Raw genomic sequence first — 25057 nt, 5'->3', positions numbered from 1 at the left:
TAATGCCAGAACTTACATTTTGAATCAAATTTCTAAGCAAAAGAATCTGATTCCGAAATCGAAAATGGAATCAAAATGAGTTTGTCCAAAGAATGACTTTCCAGACGTGCGATTTTGCTCTTATCAGATTTTGGGTCTTAAAGGCAGATAACGAATCAAGGCCAAGCAAATGGCCGAGATAGGTTTTGAGATTTAAAAGATCAAACTAGATCCAATCAACGCTACCTTCGGAGCGTCGCATTGGTGTTAAACGTTGCTAAGCTATCAACTAAATCTGTTCCAGCATTACCTGAGATAATTGTGGTAGGAATTGATATTAAATTTGGATCTGGGTATGGATTTACGATCGGTACATTGTTTGATACGTTGTTATCATAATGGATGACTGCAATGGCTCCAGCAGTTTGTGCATTTAACACTTTATCTTGAAAGCCACAGGTTCCTCTCCGGACTAAAACCACTTTTCCAGTAACATTGTTTTGAATCGCTGCACATGCATCAATTGGGTTGGCCTGTATCAGCTGACCTGTCACATTGTAGGTCAAATTCAGTCCAATGGGCCGAGAAGGTATGGTTTCACTCAGTCGATCATTTGTCAGTTGGCTCACACCAAAATTGATTTTTAATGTTTTAGAGCTTTGGTTGATTTGACCAGTAATATCATAATCAATTTTTGCTGCATACAAAGTTGGTGTGCCTGAAATCGCACCAGTTACTGAATTTAAGCTTAATCCTGCAGGCAAACTAGGAGAAACTGAAAAATTCAGTCCCGTCGCAGGTTGTAGACTAGTTGGTGTGATAGAGATTGGGATTCCAGCACCTGTATCACTCATTGAATAAGCAAAATCTACGGTTACGCTATTGTTTCCACTACCTGTTTCAGTTCCAGTATTGGAAGGAGATGTAGCATTCAGTAAAGCTAATACAATACCTATATTCTCTTTGTTTGCAGTTTCACAATTCACAAAAAACAAGTGTGAAGAGATAATAATTAAAATAAACGTTTTCATTTGTATTTCCACCTAACATAGATGAATGGAAATACCGATGGATTTAGCAATGATTTTAAAGGTTCTGTCAATTTCACAAAACGTTAATTACGTTTTTTCGGATGTTTTAGAACGTTTTTAGCGGTTTTCTGAAATTTTTTTCCCAAAAATCAATTGAATTAAAAAAACATCATTATTCTTCCATTTACTCAGACTACTTAGGAATTCCTAAAACATTTGCTTCGATCTCTGGCAAACACCTTCCAGAAATATGAGCGGCGTCATTGAAATAATCGCATTTGATTTTGCCATCTTCATTCAGATCAATAAACCGAATTCCTTTTTGCTCTGCTAACGTTTGGATTTTCATTTTCCATTGAGGGTAAAAATTTGCTGAATGATAAAAATCATTGAGTTCTTTGTGCACCTTTGGGATCCATAAAACCACAGGGATTTTTTCTTTTTGGCATCGATTGATGATATTTGATAAAAATTGGAAATTGTTTTGATTATCTGTAAAATTTCCATAAAATTCCTTTTTTAAAACATCCACTAACATTGATACTTTGACATACTTATCCATATCATTATTTGGATAATTCTTAAAATCATTGAAGTTATTTGGACTATAAGGATATTCTTCCCGATTGGTTTTTGTATCAAAAGCACTTGCAAATGGATCAACAGAACCAGAGTTAGCTGGCAAAAAATTCTTTAACATTTCCATATTTTTATCTTTTGTTCCAAATATATTGGCAGAAATCGCTTTTGTAGAAATTTTATAACGACTCAAACTAAATAATCGGGAGAAAAAATATTCTTTGGCAAAATCATTTGGTAATTCGTTAAAATGTGCCATGGCGAATTCCAATGGAACCCCTTCTAACAAGGTAATATTGGTAAAACGATTGTTTTTATTAAATGAAAAAGCGGAAACTTCTAAAAATACAAGATCGGGTTTGTAGTTTTGTTCTAACAATTGATTGAATCGTGTAAAATAGATCAATGGATTGGAACCAGGTGCTGCGAAAGTATAAACCTTATAATTTTCTAGTTCCTTTTTTTGTTGGTTAGAGATATATTCTGAATTCTGAATATAAGGTATGGAAGCATATTGATAAAAACTAAAAGATCGGGAAGTTCCGAATGCCCATATTTTCTTTTTGTCTTTATATCGATCGTCATTTAAATAATCTGCATTAAGATTTTTAAAAGATTCAATATATGGATTTCCAACTTCTTCACTTGTCAAAAAAGCCCTTACAGAAGGAATCAAAACCAATTTATCAATGGCAAAAAATAACAAAAATAAGTATAAAATGCGGAATTTTTTTAATTTCATCGTTTTTCCTAGAATTGAAAGTATATGAACTGAGATGAATTTGAAGTTAACGTTAACACTAGTATACCGCATATGATCGCTAAACTAGGCAAAAACATTTTTCTATATTTGAATTGTATCGCTACATTTCTTTGGAAATACTCATACGTATGAAGCAAAAAACCAATCGCGATCAATCGGTACAATTTTGGAATTTCAGCAATATCAATTCCAGATTGCTGAATTAAATTGTGATAAATAGTTTGAAAATCTTGAATACTTTCAATTCTAAAAAATAACCACGCAAAACAGACCAAATGAAATACAATGATTCCTTTTGCTAGCTTAACGAAATGAAATGTAGTACTTTCTTTCTTAGTTGTCAAAACTCTTTCTACTATTAAATACATTCCGTGTAATGCACCCCATACTAAAAAAGTATAGTTCGCACCATGCCACAAACCACCTAACACCATAGTGACTACTAAATTAAAATAAGTTCGAATATTTCCAAATCGATTTCCACCTAACGAAATGTAAAGGTAATCACGCAACCATTGTGAAAGGGTGATATGCCACCTTTGCCAAAATTCTTTTAATGAAGTAGAAAAGTAAGGTGCATTAAAGTTAACGGGAATATCGTATCCAAGCAATAATGCCAAACCTCGTGCAATGTCACAATATCCGGAAAAATCACAATAGATTTGGATTGCGAAGCCATAAACAGACAAAAGAGCACTTAAAAAATTAAAATTTTCAGGATGGCTAAAGAATGGTTCGATTAATGGAGAAATATTATCCGCAACAATAACTTTTTTTAAAACACCCAACAAGATGAGGTAACCACCTGCATTGAAAGGAAGCTCCAAAAATCTTTTTTTGCTGTGTAATTGTTTGAAAAAATCTGTATGCCTCATGATTGGACCGGCAATCAATTGAGGAAAAAACATAATGAAAATTGTAAAATCTATAGCCGATACTGATGATTGAATTTTTCCTCTATATACATCAATTTGAAATGCTAAAATTTGAAAGGTATAAAAACTAATCGCAAGAGGTAACACTATGTTCGGTAAAAAAGAAGTTACTTCTGTAATTTGTTGGTATCCAAACAAATCTTTGATAATATTTACTAAAAAGTAAAAATACTTAAAAAAGATTAAATTTAATAAATTAAATACAAGAATACCTGTAATTTGAATCTTATTAAATTTATAATTTGTGATCTTATAAAATGCGTAATTGAGTAAAACAATTAAGAGAAAATGGCACAAAAACAAAAGATCCCAATACCCATAAAAGATTAGGGAGCCAATTAAAATGGTCAGTTTTTGAAATCTAGAATTCAGTTGCCAATAGATGGTATATAATGATACAAAAAATACGACAAATACAAATGAGTTAAATAACACTGTGGTATCCCAATAATTAGTTAATAGTCGGAATTACCTTAGCCTAAGTAAATACATTTTATCATCTGGGTAAAAAATCAATCCAAGGAATCCTGGTTTCAAAATGTTCCAAAGTTTTATCAGCGAGTTTTTGATAACCTCTATCTGTTAGATGACCTCCATCTAATAAATCTGAGCTTTTGATCATAACCTCTGTATCCAAACGTGGCACAAAATTGATCCTTTCCTTCATCAATTGATTCAACCTCAACACAGCTTCCGTTGGCCAAGGAAATTCAACATACCAAAAATTGATCGCGAGAATATGATCACATTTGCCTTGGAGTGACGTGAGTGCCTGGATTTGATTTTGTACTGTAGATTCAATTGCCAGCTGGTTTGGGGAGAAATTTCCTAAAAAATCGTTCACTCCTCCATTATAAATGCATGCATGATACCTGGATTGGTCAGTTTGGATCGAATAGAGAATATCGGAAGATTTTCTTACAGGAAATGCATTTTTAACAACAACAAATGGTTTGAGTTGTTCTTCAGCTGGCCACAATGCCATAATACTATCACCAAACATCCCTAATGTTGGTCGGAAGATTCCAATGAGAAACATATCATTCGATGTTTTGGTTTTATCGCATTGTACAAATGGTAATAAGAGGATGAGGAGAACCAATTTGCGCATTTCGTATTTTTATCCTTCACAACGCCGGATCTTTCAAACCAACTTCCAAAAATCCTTTGGCCCGTAAAATACAAGAATCACATTTGCCGCATGGTTTTCCACTCACAGGATCATAACAAGAATGTGTGAGTCCTAGAGGAGCTCCGACTGACATTCCTAGTTCGATGATTTCTTTTTTACCCAAATGAAGGAGAGGTGTTTTGATCTGGATCGAATCCCCTGTCCCACTCACCCCTTTTTTCGTCCCAAGGTTTGCCATCTTTTGGAAGGAATCAATGAACTCAGGTCTACAATCAGGATAACCTGAATAATCGAGTGCATTCACTCCAATATAAATCGAATCATACCCATGCCCTTCTGCGAGTGATAAAGCAAAAGATAAAAAGAGAATGTTACGTCCAGGAACATAGGTATTCGGAATTTCTGTTTCATCACCACTAAATAGTGATTTGGCGTTTTTCCTTACCTTAATTTTTGATTCAGTGAGAGAACTTCCTAAAAAAAATCCTGGATCCAATTTTTGGATCACATGTTTGATCCCAAGGGTTTTTGCGATTTTTTTACTTTTGGTCAGCTCTATTTTATGTTTTTGAGAATAATCAAAGGAAAGAGCTAGGAGTGGTAATTTTTTATTTTTAGGATATCCAAAATCCTTGGCAGCCAAATACAAACAAGTCGTTGAATCAAGTCCACCTGACAGAAGTACGATGGCACCTTTCTTTTCAGTTTTAGATTTGAAAGAGGAATCCAGAATGGAAACCATTTACTTTTTTGGACCCCTGTACACACAAGAACTCGTGCAAGTTTCATACAATGTGATTTTATCGAGTAAGGGAAGTTTTGGTTTCAGTTGGTTCCAAAGCCAAACAGCAATGTTTTCGCTGGTTGGATTTTCTAAACCAGGAACATCATTCAATACATAATGATCCAAATGTTCATCTAAGATTGGTTTTACGATCGATTTTAATTCCCCAAAATCCATGATCCAACCTGTATGGGGATCAATTTCACCCTTTAAATACACTGCAAAACGAAAGCTGTGGCCATGCATCCGTTTGCATTTGTGTCCTTCTGGAACATTCGGTAAAAAATGGGCAGCTTCAAAACCAAAGGTTTTGGAAAGTTCGATCTCTTCCATCACTCTTCCGTTGCGTATTCCGTAAATAGTGACTTTTGGTTTCCCGCGTGGTCTTGGAATTCTACTGGATAATTGGATGTAAAACAAGCATCACAAAATCCACCACCTTTGTGGCCTTCCACTGCTTTGTGCATCCTATCTAACGTAAGGTAGGCGAGGGAGTCCACACGTAAGTATTTCTGGATTTCCTCAATGCTATGGGTTGATGCAATGAGTTCTTTGTGAGTTGGAATATCGATTCCATAATAACAAGGAGCCACCGTTGGAGGTGCGGACACTCGAAAATGGATTTCTTTGGCACCAGCATTTCGAATCATTTTGATGATTTTACGGCTTGTGGTTCCACGCATTACCGAGTCGTCGATGATGACCACTCGTTTTCCGTTCACAACTTCCTTTACCACATTGTATTTGATTTTGGCTCCAAAGTCTCGGATTTTTTGGTCCGGTTCGATAAAGGTTCGACCTATGTAATGAGAACGAACCAATCCACTTTGGTAAGGGATCCCGGACTCTTCACTGTAACCAAGGGCGGCAATGTTTGCGGAATCTGGGACTGGTATGACTACATCGGCCTCAACTGGCATAACACGCGCTAATTGGCGACCGAGAGACTTTCTCACTTTGTAGACAGATTCTTCAAAAATATAGGAATCAGGTCTTGCGAAATAGATATATTCAAAAATACAAAGACTTGGTTTTGCCTTGGGGAATGGGTAGAGGGAACGCATGCCTGTATGGTCGATGACAACCATTTCCCCCGGTTCCACATCTCTCACATATTCTGTATCCGTAATGTCAAAAGCACAAGTTTCAGATGCAAAGACAATGGCTCCGTCAGATCGTTTCCCCATGACAAGTGGTCGGAACCCATTCGGATCCCTGACCGCGATTAGATATCTAGGAGTTAATACTAACAACGAATAGGCCCCTCGCACCTGGGCAAGAGATTCACAGAGAGCTTCGAGTAGGTCTGTTTTATGGCTTTTCGCCATCAGGTGGACAATCACTTCCGAATCAATGGTGGTTTGGAAGATGGATCCATCCCTTTCCAGCCGGTTTCGGATGTCCCAAGAGTTGACAAGGTTTCCATTATGGGCAAGTGCCACAGGTCCCAAGTGAGATTCCACTCGGACGGGCTGCGCATTTCGTAAAAAACTCGCCCCCGTTGTGGAATACCGGTTGTGGCCAATGGCCGCATCCCCTATGAGCTCTTTGATCTTCGGTTGGGTGAAGATATTTGCCACAAGGCCCATATTGGCATACCGGTATAAGTGGGAACCATCGGTGGATACGATCCCACTGGACTCCTGGCCTCGGTGTTGCATTGAGTACAAACCTAGGTAGGTAAAATTAGCAGCTTCCTTGCTATTGTAGATGCCGTATATGGCACATTCTTCTTTTGGTTTGTCAGATTGGAGAATCATTGTTAGAATGACAATTGCAGTATTTCCATAATCCCAATTAGATGCAAATCAATTCCAACTATATTCTCGTCGATACAGCAAAAGCTTTGGATTTGGCCCTGATCAATCTAAGGCAGTCCAAAATCATGTCGATTGACACAGAGTCTTCGGGTTATTACACATATTATCCCAAAGTTTGTCTCATTCAGATCAATTCCAATGGCAAAAACTACCTCATAGACCCGCTAAAAATCACAAATTTGTCAGCTTTGGGTCCTTTGTTTGAAGATCCCAATATTCTGAAAATCTTCCATTCCGCACAAGATGACATCAAAGCCCTCAAACGTGACTTTGGGTTCAAATTTGTGAACACGGCGGATACGATGATCAGCTCTCGATTATTGTCTTTGGAACAAAGTTCGTTGTCATTTGTTGTGGAACACTACCACAAGGTAACCCTTTCCAAAGTGGAACAAAAGTCCAATTGGGAAATTCGCCCTCTGCAAAAACAACAACTCAAGTATGCCGCCCTCGACACAGCCTATTTAGAATCCATTTGGTTAAAAATGGAAGAAGATCTCAAACGCAGGTCTTTGTATGATGAAGCCAAGTCTGAATTTGATTTCATTGCTTCGGAAGATTACGTAGCCAAGGAAGGGGAAGGATTTTCCCTTGGAAAATTTCCTGACATTCTCAATTTCACCCCTCTCGAACGTCGAAAAATTTTAGAACTACTTCGTTACCGAGATGAAAAAGCAAAACGAATCAACAAAGCAAGTTTTCGCGTCTTTAATAATGACAGATTATCTCAATCAGTCAAAGAACAACCAAACGAAGAAAAATGTATTGAATGGTTTGGAAAAAAAGATGGTACTGAGATTTATAAATTACTCATTGCGGAATACAATGATCCTATTGATACTTCGGAACTCTCCAAACGACATGGGGAAGATTTAAACGAAGATGAAAATCATAAATTCCAAAACGCTAAAAAATGGCGTCTTCGCATTATGCGTGCTAGACGAATGGAACATTCTCTTTTACCATCCAATAAACAACTCATCACTGTTTTAAGAGCAGCTCCTAAAAACTTAGAAGAATTAAAAGCCCTGAATGTATTCTCTGATTGGAAAGTACAAAACTATGGTCCAAGTTTACTTGCTGCCATCCAAGGACTCCCTTTTGATTCGATGATCAACCGATTGGTTGCCATCCGTTCCAAAGAAGCATTTGTAGCCAAACGTAGGAAAAAACAAAACCAAAACTCGAAAGACGAGGGTTGATGTTACCCTACCAGTCCTTTGTAAATCAACTTTCAAGGGACTTCGATGCAATCCCTGATACATCGGAAACAAAATCCGGTGTCATCTTTCCTCTGTTTGGTTCCAAAGAAACTGCAGAGGGGATCATTCTCACAGAACGTGCCAAACACTTAAAAAGTCACCCAGGACAAATCTCCTTTCCTGGGGGAGTGATGGAAACATCTGATCCCAATTTGCTTGTCACTGCCCTTCGGGAATGGGAAGAAGAAATGGGCGTGGAACGAACTGCGCTCGATATTTTAGGCAAATTACAAGGATTACACACTCGCACTGGGTTTCACATCACCCCTTTTTTGGCAAAGTATGATGGTGATTTTACTTTTTCCCAAAACAAAGACGAAGTGGAAAGGATCATCCTCTTACCATTTTCTGATCTTTGGACGAGACCCTTTTATGCGATCCAAATCCCAGGTCGAGAACCAAACCATTTTGCCTATTATTTTGATTTACCAGATGGTCTTTTATGGGGTGCCACGTGTGAGATGATCTTACGATTCTTAAAAGAACACTCTCCATTTGATCGATCTCCCCAAATTGTGCAACCAAACCTCACAAAACCGCCATATTTGGACCCCAAATCCCTCTAAGGGGAAATGGATTTTTCGCCGATCTTGTACAAGTGCGAAAACAAATGGAATCTCAGATGGTGGGGTGTGGGAAATTCCCACTCAAAATTATTTTTCTTCTGATTCCTGTTGTCCTATTCTTTTTACACCTTTCACTTTTACCCCAATCAAATCATAACAAACGTTATGTTTTCATCTTAGATGCCAGTGGTTCCATGTCCGAAAAATGGGATGGAAAAACTCGGATGGCGGTTGCCAAAGAAAAACTCATACAGGTGTTAGGTGGTCTTCCGAAAGATGCCAGTGTGGGACTTGTCGCCTATGGAAATCGGATTGCAGGATGTCAATCAGCAAGACTCTACCACCCCATCCAAAAGGGGGGAGCCTCCATTGTGAGTCAAAAACTGACGACTATTGTGCCAGCCGGTTCCACTCCTATTGCCCAAACCTTACAAGTCGTAGGTGAATACCTTTTGAGTGATCAATTGGAAACTGAAATTATATTCATATCCGATGGTGTGGAAAGTTGTGAAGGGGACCCAAAATCAGTTTTGTACAACTTACGACAATCAGGAAAAAAATTTCGATTGCAGATCCTAGGCATAGACATTGATCCCAAAGGGGAAGAAGACTTAAAACGACTCTCGATCCTTGGGGATGGAAATTATTTTCCGCTCAAAACGCCAGAAGACTACGACCGTTCCTTCCAAAGGATTTTTGCCCATCTGGAAACCAAAGAATCGACAATTCCATCACTCTCTCCTCCAGTGAAGGTTTCTCCAGTGGCTCCGATTCCGACTCTCCCAAACCAAGGGATGATCCAAATTGTGAGCATCCTTCCGTATGAGGAAGGATCTGAAAATGGATACATTGTCAATTATGAATATTCGGCAACACATCCCACCCAATACATGATCCAACTGTACCTCTACCCTGAGGAAGAAAAACGAAGGAGTTTTCCCATTCCACCGCTGAGAGAACGAAGGATGGGAGACACAGTCAAACAATTGGTGGAATTAAAGGAAGGGAAAGAGGGAAAGGGTCGATTCGTTTTGTCGCTTCCCACTGGAAAACGGCTGAAATCATCCCTAGAACTTTGGGATATGTCGGGAGTTCCCAAAATTATTGCCTTATCTGTGGAAAAACCCATTCACGAGAAACCGGGTTTTGACCGAAATGATAGGTAATGAGACAGAATTCTAAACAATGGCTGGGTTTTTCGTTTGGACTTTTGTTCCTTATTTTCTTTGGAACGGGATCTTTTCTTTCCCTCCAAGCAGAACGTTCCACACAAACTGTTTTTGCCAAAGAGAGGGACAAACAAGGTGACTTACTTTTCCAAAAGGCCAAGGAATTTTTAGAAGATAGGAACCATTACCAATCAGTGGAAACTTGCAAAAGTTTTTTGATCCTATACCCAGGACATCCCAAAACGCGAGAAGTCCGGAAAACATTGAGCGCCAATTACCGAATGACTGGCGACATTTTAGCCCTTGCCGAAAATGAACTGAAAATTTATAAAGAATATCCGAATACAGAAGAAGGTCTCGAATCTTATTTAATCTCTGGTAAAGCCTATGTGCGTATGGGCCGAGAAGATAAGGCATATCAGATTTTTCAGGACATTATCAAAAATACGTATTCCAGTAAAATTGCTCAAGAAGCAGAATTAGAACTGACTCAGATGGAAATTTTAGGAGAGAGTAAAAATAAGTAATTTTTACGAAAATATTGCCCTAGGGATCTCCGATAATAAACTAGGCACGTTGAGCAAAAAGGGTCCAGAGATTTAAGAATGTCGTTTTTTCAAATGGTTACTTTCCCGGCGAACTCCTACATCATTGTAGAGGGGAAAAAGGATGCGAACAATTTCTATATCATCCGCGAGGGAAAAGTACGTGTCACGCGTGAGACGGCTGTTGTCGGAGAAGACCCCAATCAGGTTTTAGGACCTGGTGACTTTTTCGGTGTAGTGGCGGCGATGAGCCAACACCCTCAAATTGAATCAGCAACTTCCCTTACGAATGTATCGTTAATCTCTGTGAGTTACGACCAATTCGGGACTCTCATCCAAAAATCCACAGCTGTGGCAATGAATATCATACGTTTCTTCTCCATGAAGTTACGACAATTTGATACCACCATCACTCGGTTATCCTTTCGAAACGCAGTAGAAGAAGATCCAAACGAACTGTTTAAGATTGGGGAATACTACTTCCAACAGCAAAACACGTCTCATGCCACCTTTGCATACCAAAGTTATTTAAAACACCTTCCCAATGGTCAATTTGTACCGCAGGCAAAACTGCGATTACAAACCATGAACCAAGCATTCCAGTCCGCTCCCATTGATTATACAAAATTCAATCGGAACTACAAAGACAGCGAGATGATCTTTTGTGAGCATGAACCTGGTAAGGAATTATTCATTTTACAAAGTGGGAAGGTAAAAATTTCCAAAATCGTAAACCAAAATGAAGTGATGCTCGCTGTCCTCCAAGCGGGAGACATTTTTGGTGAGATGGCAATCCTTGATAACAAACCTCGCTCTGCTTCGGCAGTGGCAGCGGGTGATGTAGAACTACTTGCCATCAACAAAGCAAACTTCGAGGGAATGGTAAAAGCACAACCGCAACTGGCCACTCGCCTCATTACCCTTTTATCAGAACGGATTTGGATTGATTACAAACAATTAGCAAATTTACTTTTGAAAGACCCTCAAGGTCGCATTGTCGATACACTGATGACGTTGGCAGAAAAAAACCGAATCAAAGTGGCACCCAAACAAGCTTATAATTTTGAAATTGGTACCAAGGACTTACTCAAAATGGTCGGTCTCACGGATCCGAAAGACGAACTCATCATTTCCGATATCATGAAAAATAATAAATTTATTCGAATGGATATGGGAAAAATTGTTTGTTCTGATATGGCAGAGCTAGAAAAACTCGTCCAATTCTATCATAAGAAGGCTAACATGGAGAATAAGCTGAAGAAGTTGAAATAACTTCTTGCCATCTGAATTCTCCTGACTAATGTTAGAGGCCAAAGAAATATGAGTGATAAGATACTAGTCGAAGAAAAAGGAAACACGATCCGCGTTCGTTTTATGGACCAGATTTTGGATGGAAATGCACCTGAATTGCGTGAAATTCTCGCGGATATTTTAGAAAAGAATGTCCAAGAGATCTATTTGGATTTGGAAAAAGTAGTGATTGTGAGTTCCCTTGGGATCTCTCGATTGCTTTCCTTCAAAAACAAAGCAGATGAAAAGAAAATGACAGTCAAAATTGTAAACATCCAAGATAAATTGAAAGAAACTCTAAAGAAATTGATGTTAGATCAATTTTTTGGAATCTAATTCCATTACAATATCGTAATACGCGCTTCACTTTCTACCCCATTTGGTTTTCCGATCTTAACATTATGATTTGAGATTCCTTTGGGGGCATCTCCTACTCCATTTCTTCGAATGTTTCTATTCCCAATTTGATTTGATTTTTCCACCCTTTGCGTTTTGATTCTCCCCTATGTTCAAACGCCTTCAAAAAATATCCTATCGGATACAACTGGCAAAACTTACCAAAGGTTTGAGTGACGAAGAAGCTCGTGCTTTGCGAGTAATTTTCATATCCTTTCTCTAACTTATTTCCAAGCAGATGACCCAGCTCCTCTTGGGTTTTTACTCTTTTCCATTGTCCCTTTTATCATGTTTCCTAGAAAAAACATGATGATTCGTTGGTTTTTTATTGGATTGGCTACTTTCTTATTTTTGGGATCGAATTTTTATTACCGTGTGCTGGGAACCGAATGGCTATATGGTCCACCAAAATGGGTGGTTCCCGCTGATGATTTGATGCCACCACTTGTGCTAGTGGTTTTCTTTTTTGTTCTTCTCGTCAGTCAATTTGTTAAAGCTGTGAACCAAGAGTTTGTCAATCGTTACAAATCCCTTTAGTGGATTGGCCAGTGGTGTTTCTTTGAATTTGATTTTATTCAATCAATTCAACGGTCTTCCAACAATAGGATTTTTAGTAATCCTATTGTTGTTCATGATTTTTTTTAAATTCAGGATTCGCCTAAAATCCTTGTGCCTTTAAGTCCGCTTCCATCATAATTTTGACAAGTTCTTTGAACTTTACTTTTGGCTCCCAACCTAACTGACGTTTTGCCTTCTCTGGATTTCCAATGAGAAGTTCTACTTCTGTAGGTCGGTAGTATTTTGGATCAATTTTGACTAGAACTTGGCCAGTTTTTTTGTCCTTTCCAATTTCATTGTCTTCTTTGCCTTCCCATACCACTTCATAACCTGCAATCTTATAAGATTCTTCGATGAATTCGCGAACTGTATGTGTTTCATTGGTAGCAACAACATAATCATCAGGTTTGTCTTGTTGTAACATCATCCACATCATCTCAACATAATCTGGTGCATAACCCCAATCTCGTTTGGAATCAATGTTTCCCATTGTGATGAAAGGAAGTTTTCCTGCTTTGACGGCAGAAACACCGAGAGTGATTTTACGAGTGACAAAGGTTTCACCACGTCTTGGAGATTCATGGTTGAATAAAATTCCATTGGATGCATGTAAATTGTAAGCTTCACGATAGTTCACAACTGCCCAGTAGGCATAGAGTTTTGCGACAGCATAAGGGGAACGTGGGTAAAATGGAGTTTTTTCTGTTTGTGGCACTTCTTGTACAAGACCATACAACTCAGAAGTAGAAGCTTGGTAGAACCTTGAGCTAATGCCTGTTTGTTTGATGGCATCTAAGATCCTTAAAGTTCCTACAGCATCAACTTCTGCCGTATATTCTGGCACTTCAAACGAAACCTGAACATGGGACTGTGCCGCCAAATTGTAAATTTCGGATGGTTGGATTTTTTCTAAGATTCGATTCAAATTGGATGAATCGGTAAGGTCCCCATAGTGCAAAAATAGGTTTGGGTTTCCGTGGAGTTGTTCAATCCGATTGCGATTGAACAAACTCGTTCTACGAACGATACCATGGACTTCGTATCCTTTTTGGAGGAGGAGTTCTGCTAAGTAGGAACCATCTTGGCCCGTGATTCCCGTGATGAGTGCTTTTTTCATAGATCAGAGAACAGTTTTTTAAAATACTTTCGAAAGAAAAGGAAAATTGCTATGGGGACGATGAATTATCTGCAAATACCCACCGAATTCCCTTTGCCTTTTCCCGTTTGCTTCACATTTTGGCAATTATTACAATTATTACGAACATGTTACAGCGCTTCCGTCCCCTCCTCCTTTCCCCGATTCTGGCAATTGCCCTATCTTTCTCCACATTTCCCCTGATTTCCCAAGAGAAACCAGAGGCCTCCAAAGACCAACAACCACCCAAGGTTGCTGAAACAAAGGAGGTGACCTCATCTGGAAAGGAACCATCGAATACAAATGTTACAAACCCAAATCCGACAACCACAGGGACTGTCACTGCGCCATCCGAAAACAAATCCAATTGGGAAACGGGTCTTGGGAAAGGGATCCGTGGGACTTCAAATGACGGGAAACACAATATCCAACTTCGGTTTCGATCCCAACTGCAAGGGAACCAAAGTTTCCAAATTGATCCATCCCAAGACACAACCAACTTCCTTGTAAGAAGGACAAGACTCCAATTGAAGGCGGGCCTTTTCAACGATACCTGGCTTGTGAACTTACAATTGGGTTTTGCAGAACGGGATATGGAAAGCCAAAGGCGTAATACCTTACGGGATGCCAATATCATCTACAACCAATACCGCGATGTAAAAGTTGCTTTTGGACAAATGAAAATTCCATTTAGCAGGCAACGTTGGAATTCATCGAGTGCCTTACAAACGGTGGATCGGTCTTCGGTCACTGCTGAATTTAACTTAGATCGTGATGTGGGAGCTTACCTTTTTTCAGAGGATCTATTTGGCAGCAAACGAATGTTTGCTTATTATTTAGGAGTTTTTGGTGGCCAAGGCCGTAACCGAGTCGAAAGACAAACTCCAGGTGTTTTGACTGTTGCTCGATTGACCTTTTCTCCTTTTGGTGGGATGTCAAAATCAGGTTCGGATAATGATTGGTTGTCTGAGGTTGATTTTGCTCGTTACAAAGATCCAAAAATTTCCTTCGGTGTCTCAGGAGCTTATAACAAAAACTCAGACAGAGCTTTGAGTACACATGGTACTGAATATAGTTTTGCAAAATTCAACTATAGTCATGCGGCAGGTGATATTTATTTCAAATGGATGGGATTCTCCTTTCAATATGAATGGTTGTGGCGTAGAGCAAACACGGCTTATGTGGAAAGAACCGTAAGTTCTGCACTTTCGAGAGAATATTCTCGAAGTGGGCAAGGCCATTTTGTCCAACTTGGGTATTTGTTTACCAACCAATATGAATTAGTGGTTCGATTTGGTGAATTTAGGCCACTCGGAGAAACTGATCCCAATTTGAAGTATTCTCGTGAAGTGGGAGGAGCCTTGTCCTATTATTTTGCCGAACACAATCTCAAGTGGCAAACCGATTATTTTTATTATACCGGTACCCCAACCGCTGCAGAAGGGGATCATGTAGTCCGAACTCAAATACAGGTATTTTATTAAAATGAAACGATTCATTCTTTTTTTTCCATTATTCTTTTTCATTACAATTCTTTTCCATTGCCAAGCGCAACGAGAAGATAAAATCAAAGAAACTCAAAACCAATGTTTACAAACTATGTACCTTGCAAGTTTGAATGCGGGAAGAACTGGTTTTAGTGGTAGTTTCCAATTTTTAGGATCTTGTTCAGGTTCTTCCAATTATAGTCCGTCTTGCATCGAATCTTATGCAGTTGTCAAAGAAGATCTGACTTGTGCACCAGGGTATACTAAATCAAGCTCCAAATGTTCGACACAAAACCTAATTGGAGTTTGTCGCTACCAACCCAATGGGGATACCACGAAGGTAAATACGATCGTTTACGTGAAACCCAATGATACCAAAGAGTTTGCCATGACGGATTGCCAGAACAAAGCAGTTGGATCCATTTTTACAGAAACCTATCTGAATCCAACGGACCGTGTTACCTCTATCGATACCATTCTAACCAATGCTTATGTATGCATCGATAAAGCACAAAAAAATTGATCCGATTGGCAAGATTGAAAATAGATATTTTTCATTCTACCAAACGAATCACCTAAACCATGTGATACGGCCTATTTCCTTCAAAACAATCCTTCGATAGGTTTTGCCTTTTTGGTGGTGAGTAAAAAGGGCCTACCAAAGGAATTGATCAGTTCTCCATCGGGATCCACACCTGCCGCCTTGTAAATCGTAGCAACGAGGTCCCTCACATGGACAGCTTCGTTTGGTTTTGTTGCCTTGGCACCCAGTTCGTCTGTTTCTCCCCATACAAAACCCTTTTGAAAGGGACCACCGCCTATGAGTGTGGACCAAATTTTGGGATGGTGGTCACGCCCATCTCTCGATCCAACATCGGGTGTCCTTCCAAATTCACTAGTCAAAACAAATAACGTTTGTTTGATGAGGCCGGTTTGGTTTAAGTCCTCTAAGAGAGCAGCAATTCCCATATCCGTTTCTTTCATAATTTTTGTGATTTGTGCTTTGTTGCCAGTATGAGTGTCCCATCCCCCAATGGAGATATGAATGAAGGGAACTTCTTGTTTGGCAAGGCGTCTTGCAAGTAACATGGCCTTTCCTTGCCAAGTGGTGCCATAACGGGCTCTTGTTTTTTCATCTTCCAAACTGATCCGAAAACTATCAATGTCTTTTGAGTTACGAAATTCTTCGGAGGCTGTTAACATTTTTTTCCAATGCATTGCTTCTTTGGTTGGAAATGATTTAGAAAATTCTTCGTTCATAAACGAAACCAAATCCTTTCTCCGTAAGATTCGTTCTTCTGAAAACTTACCATAAGATGGGTTTAAGTGTTGGATGGGTTCATCGACATTGCCTACATGATAACCAGAATAATTAATTCCTAAAAAACCAGAGTTTCCATTTTTTCCACCTCTGCCACCAATTGTCACATAACTTGGAAAATACGATGATTTGACTTTTGCTTTTTTAGCATAAGCGATAACGGATCCAAAATGAGGAATGTCTGGAAATCCCATGGCTTCTGTCATACGGTAGCCTGTTCCCAGTAACATTTGAGCAAAACCATGATCCCCCTCTTCACTCCAAGTGGACCTAATGATCCCAATCGAATGCAGTTGTTTGGCGGTAAGTGAAAATGGTTCCAGTACGGAAAGACCCGAAATACTTGCATTCACTTTGGAAAATGCACTATTTGGTTTTGGGTCAAGTGTGTCCACATGACTCATTCCCCCCATCATCTCGATGAAAATCACAGACTTCACTTTGGAAGGAAGGGAAATGGATTCTGGTTCTTTTTCCTCATCTTCTGCGCGAAGGGAAATAAATGGATTTTGGGAAAATAAAAAAGATCCCATCCCAAGGCTTAAGATTGATTTTTGTAAAAATTCTTTGCGGTCCATGATGATTCCTTAATTGATGTGTTGGAATTCCTGGATATTCAGGAGAGCCCAAAAGATATCTTGTAACAGGTCTTTGTCAAAAACCGTATCAGGTTTGGTTTGGTAGGATTTGATTTTTTCCCATTCGCCATTGGTGGGGAAGCGCCCAAGTAACCGAAAGTATACATTTTGGATCACTTGGTTCATCGATTTCGTTTGGTCAAATTCAGCCTTCACAAGGGATTGGTTATTTCCAAAGTCCCAAACAAGTTTTCCCACCACTCGGCCATTCATCAATGTTAACATCTGTTCGATGGTAAGTTCAGAAATATCATCTGCGATATCCACTCGTTGTCCAGATCCAAATACCGCAAGAATGGAATGGTAAGGTGCAGGACGTTCCACTTCTACTGCATTTGTGAATTCTTTGAGATTGTCTAAAGGGATCCGAATTTTTCCTGTACCCGTGAGGTCATAAGGTTTTTGCCCTATCAGATTGGTAAAAAAGGAAAGATTTCGTTCCCGAATGTTTCCCAACTTTTGTAGGTCCGAAACTCGAATGAGGGAATTCAATAGTTGGTCACTGTCTAACCTTTGCGGAGAGAAGTAACGAATCGGATCAAGGTTTGCTGTTTGCTTGGTTACCGTTCGGCCATAGGCATTCGAAGTCACAATGTACAATATTAGTTCTTTTATTTTCAGTTTGTTTGCTAAGAAGTAAGCATCCAGATGGTTAAGAATTTCTTCGCCTTGCACCACAGTGTCTTCATTCCAATCATCCAGTGGTGTAAAAAAACTCCATCCCATGAGTTCTGTCCAAACTCGATTGATGATGACCTTTCGGGACCGATCATTGGATTTGTCTGTGAGCCAACTGGCAAATATTTTTCTCCGATCTTCACCTGGTTTTAGTTTGGCTTCCTTTCCATCCAAAAATTTAGGCCTTACCAAATCACCACCTGGGGCATCATCGGTATGAGGGAACCGAAGTCCGAGTTTTGGTTCATAAAACAAAGTGGCAAATTCCAATTCGTGTTTCTTTTGGTAGTCTTTTCTTTGTTCGTCGGTCCACTTGTTCCAGTTCTCTCGGTTCCATTCATTGTTTTTGTCTTGGAGGTTTTTTTGGTCTTCCATTGGTAAATGGACTTCCAATTCTCTTGGTACATAACTTAAGGTTTTTCCGTAACGATTTGCCTCCCAACTTCCATCACGAAAGTATTGTTGGCTAAAAAAAGCAGCGAGTGTATAATAATCCCTTCTTGTAAAATCTGAAATATAAGGATGGTCATGGCAACGAGCACAAGCCACTCGTTTTGCATAAAACAACCTTCCCACATACTCAGCGGTTTGCAAAGGGTCAGCACCGTCACGGATGTAGAACATGGTTTGTGGTGATTCTTTCACAGAACCAGTGGATGTGATCATCTCTGTCACTAACACATCATAGGGTTTGTTTGCGTGAAGAGAACTTGCTAAGTATAAAAAGAAAGCACCCGTGGGTATTTTACGCCCTTTGGATTTATCCCGTAACATGGCACCGAATTTGGATCCCCAATATTCAGCAAATTCAGGTTGTTTCAAAAAACTGACAACAAAGGATTCCAACGTTTCTTCTTTCGAATGTTCTAATTCTTTCCATTCATTCACATTCGGAATCACACCACGTAATTGGAGGGACAATCGCCGATAAATCGTCTTTTTGTCCGACTTTTCTATGTTAGGTGATATTTTTACATACATTTGGTCTAATGGATGAACTGCATTCTGTTTTGATCGGGAGGATACATAACTCAAGGAACCAATGATGAGTAATACTGAAAGGATTCGATAAACGTAACTTCGTATCGGAATTAAAACCATTCTCATATGGGAAAGATTCTATGTTGGATTTTGCGAATTGAAAATATTTTTCTTGCAAAAGTCAATTTTTTCCGGATAAACCTTGGTTGCGATGGCAGAAGAAAAAATCTATGAAATGCTTTGGGACTGCGAATTCTGTGGTTCCAAAAAATTACTCGGAAAAACACATAGGCACTGTCCTAATTGTGGTGCCACCCAAGACCCAAATAGAAGGTACTTCCCAAAAGAGGAAGACAAAGTGGCCGTCCAAGACCATATCTATTACGGCGCAGATAAAACCTGTCCGTTTTGCCAAACAGCCAATGGTGCCAAGGCAACATTTTGTGGGAATTGTGGTGGATCACTCGATGGAGCCCAGTCCGTCAAACTGCGCTCCGAACATGATGGAGTCACAGAAGATTCCGTCCAAAAAGCAAAAGAAGACCTTGCCTTTCAAAATTCCGAATTCATCAAACCCCATCCGAAAACTCCGAAATGGGTGCTTTGGTTACTTGGTTCGATTTTATTTGGTGGGATTGGATTTGTTTGTCTCGGTGTTTTATGGACCGAAACCGTTGAGCTCCAAGTCACTCACCATGAATGGTCCCGCACCATTGCCATTGACCAATTCAAACCTGTCCCTGAATCCGATTGGTGTGATTCTATGCCCATGGGAGCCTACAGTGTTTCGAGAAGTCGACAAATCCGTAGTTATGATAGTATCCCCGACGGACAAGATTGTCGAACCGTTCGTTCTGACCGAGGGGATGGGACGTTTTCCGAAAGTGAAAGTTGTACAACCAAATACCGAAAGGAACCAGTCTATGATGACCACTGTAGTTACCGCATAGATAAATGGGCCTTCGATCGAAATGCTGTAGCAAAAGGATTTGGCACCACACAAGAACCGTACTGGCCCACTCCTCAGATCCGGGAATGTGCAAGCACAGCGATTGGTTGCGAACGGCTTGGGCCCAAAGAGGAAAAGTATTTGGTGCACTTCACAGAATCCAGTGGGGAAACCAAAGGTGAAAAACATGATTGTGAATTTGATATGGCAAAGTGGAAATCCATTTTACCAAAAGCACAATACAAATCAGATAAAAGTGTCATTTTTAATTATATCACTTGTGACAACATACAGATGTTAGATGGAAATGGAGCAGAGGAATAAAATGGACCAAACTTGGTTAAAAACAACATTAGAGCGGTTTAAGAATGAACAAGACCCCGTACGAAAATTCTTAAAAGAAACAAAGTTATTTGAAGAGGCACTCGCCAACCAAGAATTTGAAAAAACCGATTTACTCATCCGTAAGGAACTCGGAGGAATTCTCACGACATTCAAAGAAAGTTTCCGAAAACTTGAAGAAGGTTTTGTACAAAAAGCACAAATTCAGAACATCGGAAAAACCAATTCGGCAACCACACTTCTCGATCGGATCATCATGAAAGTCACATCTGCAGGGTATGGACTGAATGGTCTTGGCACAGGAGTCAAAGCAACTTCAGCTGAAATTGAAAAAGTTCTGAATCATGACTTTTCCATGTTGGAAAAAGTAGGTAACTTACAAAAAGAAATTTTGGAAACCCTTCCCACAGCCTTTTCCACAAACCCAGAAGCCGCAATTGAGGCGGTGAACAAGTTGTTTCTCGATTTTGAAACACAATTTGAAGCAAGAAACTCAATCTTTTTAAAATCATAAACTAAGGAAAATAAAATGGCATTAATAGACAGAATAAAATTTGAAGGAAACCCAAGTGAAATCGTTTGGAAATACCCATCCGATGAAATCAGTACCGCTGGGCAACTCATTGTGGATGAAAACTTGGAAGCAATCTTTTTCAAAGAAGGAAAGGCTTTAGATACATTTGGTCCAGGAACCCATACACTCAAAACGGGTAACATTCCCATTTTAGAAGCACTCGTCAACCTTCCGTTTGGTGGAAAAACTCCCTTCACTGCAGAAGTGTATTATGTAAACAAATCCATTATGGCTTTGAAATGGGGAACCACAACTCCCATTCCTCTTGAAGACCCTAAATACAAAATTGTTCTCAATATACGAGCGTTTGGTGACTACAAATTCAGAGTCAAAGATTCACGCTCTTTTTTACTGAATGTGGTCAAAGGGGGAAACAGAACCACAAACGAAGCCATCGATGAATTTTTAAAACCAAACATCGTCCGTGGGATTGGTGACTTTATCTCCGAAGTCATTCTGAACAACAATACTTCGGTAGTAGAGATCAACAAATACCGTGATGAAAGTTCCACTGCTGGCCGAGTGAAATTGGCTCCAGAATTTGAAAAGTATGGACTAGACCTAACCGAATTTAACGTATCTTCGGTGAACTTTGACCAAAACGATCCTAACTACCAACGAATCCAAAAAATCATCACAGACAAATTTGAAATTGATATGTTAGGTGATAAATATCAACAGAAAAAAATGTTCGATATTGGACAAGCTGCCGCAGAAAACGAAGGCCAAGGTGGTGGCATGATGGGTGCTGGTATGGGCATGGGAATGGGGATGAATATGGGCAATATGATGGGCAACATGATGAACCAAGGCGGTGGACAAAACCAAGCTGGTGGAGCAGCTCCTGCAGCCAATGACCCAGCCGCAAGGATTGCCAAACTGAAAGGCCTACTTGACCAGGGGCTTATCAGCGCCGAAGAATTTGATGCGAAGAAAAAGGAGATCCTTTCTTCGATGTAAGGAGATAAAATTCTTCCAGATACTGTTTTCAATCCTATCGAACATTCCACATGGTTTTCGTTCGATGGGATTGGAAATCCAAGTTTACGAAAACAATTGTTTGATCTCAGCTAAGTTCGCCTCAGCTTCTCTTTCCCCTTTATCAATGATCTCTTGGTATCTCGCAAAATCAAATAACTGAAACTCTTCCAAATGAAAATGTACAAACAAATCCATCTTCGGACGTTTGAGGCGTGTGATTTCCCTTCCTTCCAAGGTGATGGTCCTTGTCATGATTTGTAGGATGGGTGGGTATTTGAGAGTGTCCCAAATGTAACGAAAGAATCCTTTTTCTGTGGTATTACGGTCTTCAAAGAGTTTCACTGGCACAATTTCTTGGAGGGGTGATACGTTAATTCCCATCACCACGTCGGCTCCTTTGGATCGAATGAGATTTTCGGGAACATTATTGATCATACCACCATCGACTAACAACTTTTCGCCGAGGCGGTAAGGAGGAAAGGCACCGGGCAAACTCATGGCACTTGTGAGTGCTTCTGTGATCGGTCCTTGGTCAAAAATATGTTCTTTTCCAGTTTGTAAATCCACTGCAGATGTGGCAAAAGGAAGTGGTAGTTCTTCGATCCTTTGGTCACCAAATCCTTTTTTTAACATACGTTTCATTCGTTTGCCCTTAAAAAACGCAACCACAGGTAAAGTCGGATCAAATGCACTTTCGAGTCCTCCGAAGAAGTTTTTTACCATTTCTTCGATTTCCTCGGGGCTATTTTTCCTTGCATACAATGCGGCAATGACGGCTCCCATGGAAGCACCAGAAACAAAATCAAAATGAATGCCTTCTCTATGTAAAACCTTGAGTAATCCCACATGTGCAAGTGCCCTGGCACCGCCACCACCTAACGCCAGTCCTCTAGTTTTTGATACAAGATAACGTGCAAGAGTGTCTTTTTGGTAAAAGGTTTTTAAGGATTGGTCTTGTGGGAGGTAACTTTTCCTCACTCCACTTTCCATCATTCGAATTGCACGGCCTTCGAAGTTACGAATGCGACTTTTCCAAAAATGGATGATCTCTTCTTTTTCTTTGTAAAATTTTTCGGGATCATCTTCCCAAAATACTAAAAAGTCAGACTGAACCACTAAGTAGTGTAAGTCGACTCTTGATGTGGATTCATCAAAGTATATATGGAGGAGTGGTGTTTTATTACGAAGATTGGTAAGATACTCCGAAATTTGAGTGGGGTCCATCCCTTTGAAAGTGGAAATCGGAATGGCCGAGGAGAGTTTTTTTGTCACTTCTCCATATTCATCTAAAAATGCTTTTACCTTTTCTCCAAAATGGTATTCAGGTTCTAACGGAATATGAACACATAACCTACGTAAACCGATCACTTTATCTTTCAGATTGGAACGATCTAAATTTTCACGCATCCTTGTTCCCATCATTTGGATGATGTTTTGCGCAAAGATTTTTTCTTGGGATGCTAATTGCAAAAACAACTTTCCATTCAATACATACACGAGTGTATCAATGACGGCAATGGCAGATGTAGAATGATTGGAACTAGAGATGAGTGAATTTTCGGCAAGGACTTGGCCTGATCCCACATACACATGAGATTGACCACCTACATTTTCCAATAGAATTTCGCCATATCGAACAATATAGATAGATTCAGAAGACTCCCCTTTGTAATAGAGAGCTTCATGACTACGGATTAATTTTTCTTGGACATTATTCGCTAAGCGAGTGAGAACCGATGGGGGAAGTTTTTTGAAAAGCTCCACAGACTTTAAAAATTTCTGTATCGCTTGTCGTTCTAATTCTGTGCGTTTCATTCTTCCCTCACCTTATTAAATTCGTATGTTCACCCACTCCTTCCTACGAAATTTTCCGACAAAAAGCACTGCCAAGAGTAAAATCCAAATAAAAAACGCAGACCAAATCCCCATTGTTCCCCATTTTAGTACTATCCCGAAGAGATAGGCGAGTGGTAACATGATGAGAAAGGAAACGATCAGATACACATACATCACATAGTACATCATTCCCGCACTACGAAGTGCAGAACCGACCACCATATGGTATGCATCTCCTACTTGGATGAGAGCCACGATACAAAGGGCGGGATAGGCTTCCTTCATGACTGATGGAACATCGGTAAACAAACTGATAAGCCAAGGTCCACCTATGATGAAAAATAAACCCATACTTCCCATGACAATTGCAGAGAATGTGGCCGATCGCATTGTCCCTTCATAGGCAAGACGAATTTTCCCTTGGCCCATGGCTTGTCCAAGGATGGTTGTGGCTGCAATTCCAAACGAAAAACCAGGCATAAACGACAAACTAAGACATGTTAGCACCACACTTGCAGAAGCGAGAGTAGTTGTGCTGATCATTCCAGCAATTTTATAAAATCCAGAAAAAGCAAAATTAACTAACGTTCCTTCGAGTGCAGGGGCAAATCCTACCACGCACAATTCTTTGATGATTTCTAAGCTAGGGGAAAAAATTTCATATCGAAAGAATTGGATCACATCTTTGCGTAAAAAATAAAATAAAACAACAAGGAGAGATGGGATAGAACTGAGACTTGATGCAATGGCCGCACCTTTGACTCCCATCGCAGGGAAACCCCAGTTTCCAAAAATCAGTAACCAGTTAAAGAAGATGTTTGTCACCGCAGCGACAATAGACGAAATCATACCAACTTGTACAATTCCAATTCCATCGAAGAATCCACGTAAGGCGAAACCAACAAAAAACAAAACAGTTCCTACAAAACGATAGGATAAATAAATGCCTGCCACTTCGATTACTTCTGGATCGTCACCAATCCAAGCCATAAGACTTGGAGCATAGAGATATCCAAAATAAGATAAGAGGGAACCGAGTACGAACGAAACATAAATCGAATTCACAAGGGTAATTCCGACCCCTCTTTCATTTTTTTCGCCAAATCTTCGTGCTACGATGATTTGTACGGCCATGGATCCACCCATGAGGAATGCAAAGATGGAAAAATATACCATTCCACCGAATCCAACGGAGGCAAGTGGCACTTCCCCTAACTTTCCGACCATAGCAGTATCCGCTACCATAATGGCAGTATAACTGATCATTCCAAAAAAAACTGGGATTGCTAAACTTAGAATTTTCTGATTGAGTCGAGTTGGCTTCAA

Annotated in this window: 24 protein-coding genes; 12 read left to right on the top strand and 12 right to left on the bottom strand. The window is 39.7% G+C overall.

Going from position 1 to position 25057, the window contains the following annotated elements; genetic code table 11:
* Window positions 1-221: 221 nt before the first annotated feature.
* The 7 genes from LEPBI_RS19355 to purF all read right to left on the bottom strand — a co-directional run bounded on the left by LEPBI_RS19355 (window position 222) and on the right by purF (window position 6963).
* Complete coding sequence (locus tag LEPBI_RS19355) at window positions 222-1010, bottom strand: PA domain-containing protein (protein WP_012387213.1); 789 nt, start codon at window positions 1008-1010, stop codon at window positions 222-224.
* A gap of 193 nt (window positions 1011-1203) precedes the next feature.
* A complete protein-coding gene (locus LEPBI_RS00875; protein ID WP_012387212.1) occupies window positions 1204-2331 on the bottom strand; it encodes a DUF1574 family protein in 1128 nt (375 codons plus the stop codon).
* A gap of 8 nt (window positions 2332-2339) precedes the next feature.
* Window positions 2340-3722 (bottom strand): MBOAT family O-acyltransferase, encoded by a 1383-nt coding sequence (locus LEPBI_RS00870; RefSeq protein WP_012387211.1) that lies wholly within the window; start codon window positions 3720-3722, stop codon window positions 2340-2342.
* 61 nt (window positions 3723-3783) lie between these two features.
* Window positions 3784-4398 carry an SGNH/GDSL hydrolase family protein gene (locus LEPBI_RS00865; protein WP_012387210.1) on the bottom strand — a complete coding sequence of 205 codons (615 nt, stop codon included), beginning with the start codon at window positions 4396-4398 and terminating at the stop codon, window positions 3784-3786.
* 16 nt (window positions 4399-4414) lie between these two features.
* Entirely contained in the window at window positions 4415-5161 is a 747-nt protein-coding gene (gene queC / locus LEPBI_RS00860; RefSeq protein WP_012387209.1) for a 7-cyano-7-deazaguanine synthase QueC, read from the bottom strand.
* Window positions 5162-5536 (bottom strand): 6-carboxytetrahydropterin synthase QueD, encoded by a 375-nt coding sequence (queD, locus tag LEPBI_RS00855; protein ID WP_012387208.1) that lies wholly within the window; start codon window positions 5534-5536, stop codon window positions 5162-5164.
* A complete protein-coding gene (gene purF / locus LEPBI_RS00850; protein WP_012387207.1) occupies window positions 5536-6963 on the bottom strand; it encodes an amidophosphoribosyltransferase in 1428 nt (475 codons plus the stop codon). The genes queD and purF overlap by 1 nt, the downstream gene beginning before the upstream one ends.
* A gap of 41 nt (window positions 6964-7004) precedes the next feature.
* On the opposite strand from purF, the gene LEPBI_RS00845 reads away from it, so the two are divergent.
* The 7 genes from LEPBI_RS00845 to LEPBI_RS19175 all read left to right on the top strand — a co-directional run bounded on the left by LEPBI_RS00845 (window position 7005) and on the right by LEPBI_RS19175 (window position 12788).
* Window positions 7005-8225, top strand: coding sequence for a ribonuclease D (locus tag LEPBI_RS00845; RefSeq protein WP_012387206.1), 1221 nt, complete (start codon window positions 7005-7007; stop codon window positions 8223-8225).
* Window positions 8225-8851 carry an NUDIX hydrolase gene (locus LEPBI_RS00840; RefSeq protein ID WP_012387205.1) on the top strand — a complete coding sequence of 209 codons (627 nt, stop codon included), beginning with the start codon at window positions 8225-8227 and terminating at the stop codon, window positions 8849-8851. Before LEPBI_RS00845 ends, LEPBI_RS00840 begins: the two co-directional genes overlap by 1 nt.
* Window positions 8852-8895: 44 nt before the next feature.
* Window positions 8896-10017 carry a vWA domain-containing protein gene (locus LEPBI_RS00835; RefSeq protein ID WP_012476076.1) on the top strand — a complete coding sequence of 374 codons (1122 nt, stop codon included), beginning with the start codon at window positions 8896-8898 and terminating at the stop codon, window positions 10015-10017.
* Window positions 10017-10547, top strand: a complete 531-nt coding sequence (locus LEPBI_RS00830) for a tetratricopeptide repeat protein (protein ID WP_012387203.1) — start codon at window positions 10017-10019, stop codon at window positions 10545-10547. The genes LEPBI_RS00835 and LEPBI_RS00830 overlap by 1 nt, the downstream gene beginning before the upstream one ends.
* 78 nt (window positions 10548-10625) lie before the next feature.
* Window positions 10626-11837 (top strand): Crp/Fnr family transcriptional regulator, encoded by a 1212-nt coding sequence (locus LEPBI_RS00825; protein WP_012387202.1) that lies wholly within the window; start codon window positions 10626-10628, stop codon window positions 11835-11837.
* A gap of 48 nt (window positions 11838-11885) precedes the next feature.
* Window positions 11886-12191, top strand: coding sequence for an STAS domain-containing protein (locus tag LEPBI_RS00820; protein ID WP_012387201.1), 306 nt, complete (start codon window positions 11886-11888; stop codon window positions 12189-12191).
* Between the two features lie 366 nt (window positions 12192-12557).
* The gene (locus tag LEPBI_RS19175) at window positions 12558-12788 is read left to right on the top strand and encodes a hypothetical protein (RefSeq protein ID WP_041769559.1); all 231 of its coding nucleotides are present in this window, start codon (window positions 12558-12560) and stop codon (window positions 12786-12788) included.
* A 121-nt stretch (window positions 12789-12909) separates the two neighbouring features.
* On the opposite strand, the gene gmd is transcribed toward LEPBI_RS19175, so the two are convergent.
* Window positions 12910-13926, bottom strand: coding sequence for a GDP-mannose 4,6-dehydratase (gene gmd / locus LEPBI_RS00810; protein WP_012387198.1), 1017 nt, complete (start codon window positions 13924-13926; stop codon window positions 12910-12912).
* Between the two features lie 146 nt (window positions 13927-14072).
* On the opposite strand from gmd, the gene LEPBI_RS00805 reads away from it, so the two are divergent.
* Together LEPBI_RS00805 and LEPBI_RS00800 are read left to right on the top strand one after the other, a co-directional pair.
* Window positions 14073-15428: a porin gene (locus tag LEPBI_RS00805; RefSeq protein WP_012476074.1), complete on the top strand. Its 1356-nt coding sequence runs from the start codon at window positions 14073-14075 to the stop codon at window positions 15426-15428.
* 1 nt (window position 15429) lies between these two features.
* Window positions 15430-15954, top strand: a complete 525-nt coding sequence (locus tag LEPBI_RS00800) for a hypothetical protein (RefSeq protein WP_012387196.1) — start codon at window positions 15430-15432, stop codon at window positions 15952-15954.
* Between the two features lie 80 nt (window positions 15955-16034).
* Here the strand turns inward: LEPBI_RS00800 and LEPBI_RS00795 are convergent, their stop codons facing one another.
* Complete coding sequence (locus tag LEPBI_RS00795; RefSeq protein WP_012387195.1) at window positions 16035-17330, bottom strand: DUF1501 domain-containing protein; 1296 nt, start codon at window positions 17328-17330, stop codon at window positions 16035-16037.
* 9 nt (window positions 17331-17339) lie between these two features.
* Entirely contained in the window at window positions 17340-19175 is a 1836-nt protein-coding gene (locus LEPBI_RS00790; protein WP_012387194.1) for a DUF1553 domain-containing protein, read from the bottom strand.
* 76 nt (window positions 19176-19251) lie between these two features.
* On the opposite strand from LEPBI_RS00790, the gene LEPBI_RS00785 reads away from it, so the two are divergent.
* From LEPBI_RS00785 to LEPBI_RS00775, 3 genes are read left to right on the top strand one after another with little or no spacing between them, the layout of a single operon-like run.
* Window positions 19252-20322: a hypothetical protein gene (locus LEPBI_RS00785; RefSeq protein WP_041769557.1), complete on the top strand. Its 1071-nt coding sequence runs from the start codon at window positions 19252-19254 to the stop codon at window positions 20320-20322.
* Window position 20323: 1 nt separating this feature from the next.
* Complete coding sequence (locus LEPBI_RS00780) at window positions 20324-20854, top strand: LIMLP_15305 family protein (protein ID WP_012387192.1); 531 nt, start codon at window positions 20324-20326, stop codon at window positions 20852-20854.
* Window positions 20855-20869: 15 nt separating this feature from the next.
* Window positions 20870-21874, top strand: a complete 1005-nt coding sequence (locus LEPBI_RS00775; RefSeq protein ID WP_012387191.1) for an SPFH domain-containing protein — start codon at window positions 20870-20872, stop codon at window positions 21872-21874.
* Window positions 21875-21958: 84 nt separating this feature from the next.
* On the opposite strand, the gene LEPBI_RS00770 is transcribed toward LEPBI_RS00775, so the two are convergent.
* Window positions 21959-23710 (bottom strand): patatin-like phospholipase family protein, encoded by a 1752-nt coding sequence (locus tag LEPBI_RS00770; protein WP_012387190.1) that lies wholly within the window; start codon window positions 23708-23710, stop codon window positions 21959-21961.
* Window positions 23711-23725: 15 nt separating this feature from the next.
* Window positions 23726-25057, bottom strand: coding sequence for an MATE family efflux transporter (locus LEPBI_RS00765; protein ID WP_226992837.1), 1332 nt, complete (start codon window positions 25055-25057; stop codon window positions 23726-23728).

The sequence above is a fragment of the Leptospira biflexa serovar Patoc strain 'Patoc 1 (Paris)' genome (assembly GCF_000017685.1).
GTDB classification, from domain to species: Bacteria; Spirochaetota; Leptospiria; order Leptospirales; family Leptospiraceae; genus Leptospira_A; species Leptospira_A biflexa.
Note: the sequence above shows the minus strand (reverse complement) of the source record. Positions and strands in the feature narration are given on the sequence as shown.

Excerpts from the sequence above, each read along its gene's own strand:
- LEPBI_RS00775 (WP_012387191.1), top strand. The coding sequence starts at position 20,870 with ATGGCATTAATAGACAGAATAAAATTTGAAGGAAACCCAAGTGAAATC.
- LEPBI_RS00805 (WP_012476074.1), top strand. The coding sequence starts at position 14,073 with ATGTTACAGCGCTTCCGTCCCCTCCTCCTTTCCCCGATTCTGGCAATT.
- queC (WP_012387209.1), bottom strand. The coding sequence starts at position 5,161 with ATGGTTTCCATTCTGGATTCCTCTTTCAAATCTAAAACTGAAAAGAAA.
- gmd (WP_012387198.1), bottom strand. The coding sequence starts at position 13,926 with ATGAAAAAAGCACTCATCACGGGAATCACGGGCCAAGATGGTTCCTAC.
- LEPBI_RS00840 (WP_012387205.1), top strand. The coding sequence starts at position 8,225 with ATGTTACCCTACCAGTCCTTTGTAAATCAACTTTCAAGGGACTTCGAT.
- LEPBI_RS00790 (WP_012387194.1), bottom strand. The coding sequence starts at position 19,175 with ATGAGAATGGTTTTAATTCCGATACGAAGTTACGTTTATCGAATCCTT.
- LEPBI_RS00845 (WP_012387206.1), top strand. The coding sequence starts at position 7,005 with ATGCAAATCAATTCCAACTATATTCTCGTCGATACAGCAAAAGCTTTG.
- LEPBI_RS00820 (WP_012387201.1), top strand. The coding sequence starts at position 11,886 with ATGAGTGATAAGATACTAGTCGAAGAAAAAGGAAACACGATCCGCGTT.
- LEPBI_RS00865 (WP_012387210.1), bottom strand. The coding sequence starts at position 4,398 with ATGCGCAAATTGGTTCTCCTCATCCTCTTATTACCATTTGTACAATGC.
- LEPBI_RS00830 (WP_012387203.1), top strand. The coding sequence starts at position 10,017 with ATGAGACAGAATTCTAAACAATGGCTGGGTTTTTCGTTTGGACTTTTG.
- LEPBI_RS00800 (WP_012387196.1), top strand. The coding sequence starts at position 15,430 with ATGAAACGATTCATTCTTTTTTTTCCATTATTCTTTTTCATTACAATT.
- queD (WP_012387208.1), bottom strand. The coding sequence starts at position 5,536 with ATGGAAGAGATCGAACTTTCCAAAACCTTTGGTTTTGAAGCTGCCCAT.
- LEPBI_RS00825 (WP_012387202.1), top strand. The coding sequence starts at position 10,626 with ATGTCGTTTTTTCAAATGGTTACTTTCCCGGCGAACTCCTACATCATT.
- LEPBI_RS00875 (WP_012387212.1), bottom strand. The coding sequence starts at position 2,331 with ATGAAATTAAAAAAATTCCGCATTTTATACTTATTTTTGTTATTTTTT.
- LEPBI_RS19355 (WP_012387213.1), bottom strand. The coding sequence starts at position 1,010 with ATGAAAACGTTTATTTTAATTATTATCTCTTCACACTTGTTTTTTGTG.
- LEPBI_RS00780 (WP_012387192.1), top strand. The coding sequence starts at position 20,324 with ATGGACCAAACTTGGTTAAAAACAACATTAGAGCGGTTTAAGAATGAA.
- purF (WP_012387207.1), bottom strand. The coding sequence starts at position 6,963 with ATGATTCTCCAATCTGACAAACCAAAAGAAGAATGTGCCATATACGGC.
- LEPBI_RS19175 (WP_041769559.1), top strand. The coding sequence starts at position 12,558 with ATGATGATTCGTTGGTTTTTTATTGGATTGGCTACTTTCTTATTTTTG.
- LEPBI_RS00795 (WP_012387195.1), bottom strand. The coding sequence starts at position 17,330 with ATGGACCGCAAAGAATTTTTACAAAAATCAATCTTAAGCCTTGGGATG.
- LEPBI_RS00770 (WP_012387190.1), bottom strand. The coding sequence starts at position 23,710 with ATGAAACGCACAGAATTAGAACGACAAGCGATACAGAAATTTTTAAAG.
- LEPBI_RS00835 (WP_012476076.1), top strand. The coding sequence starts at position 8,896 with ATGGAATCTCAGATGGTGGGGTGTGGGAAATTCCCACTCAAAATTATT.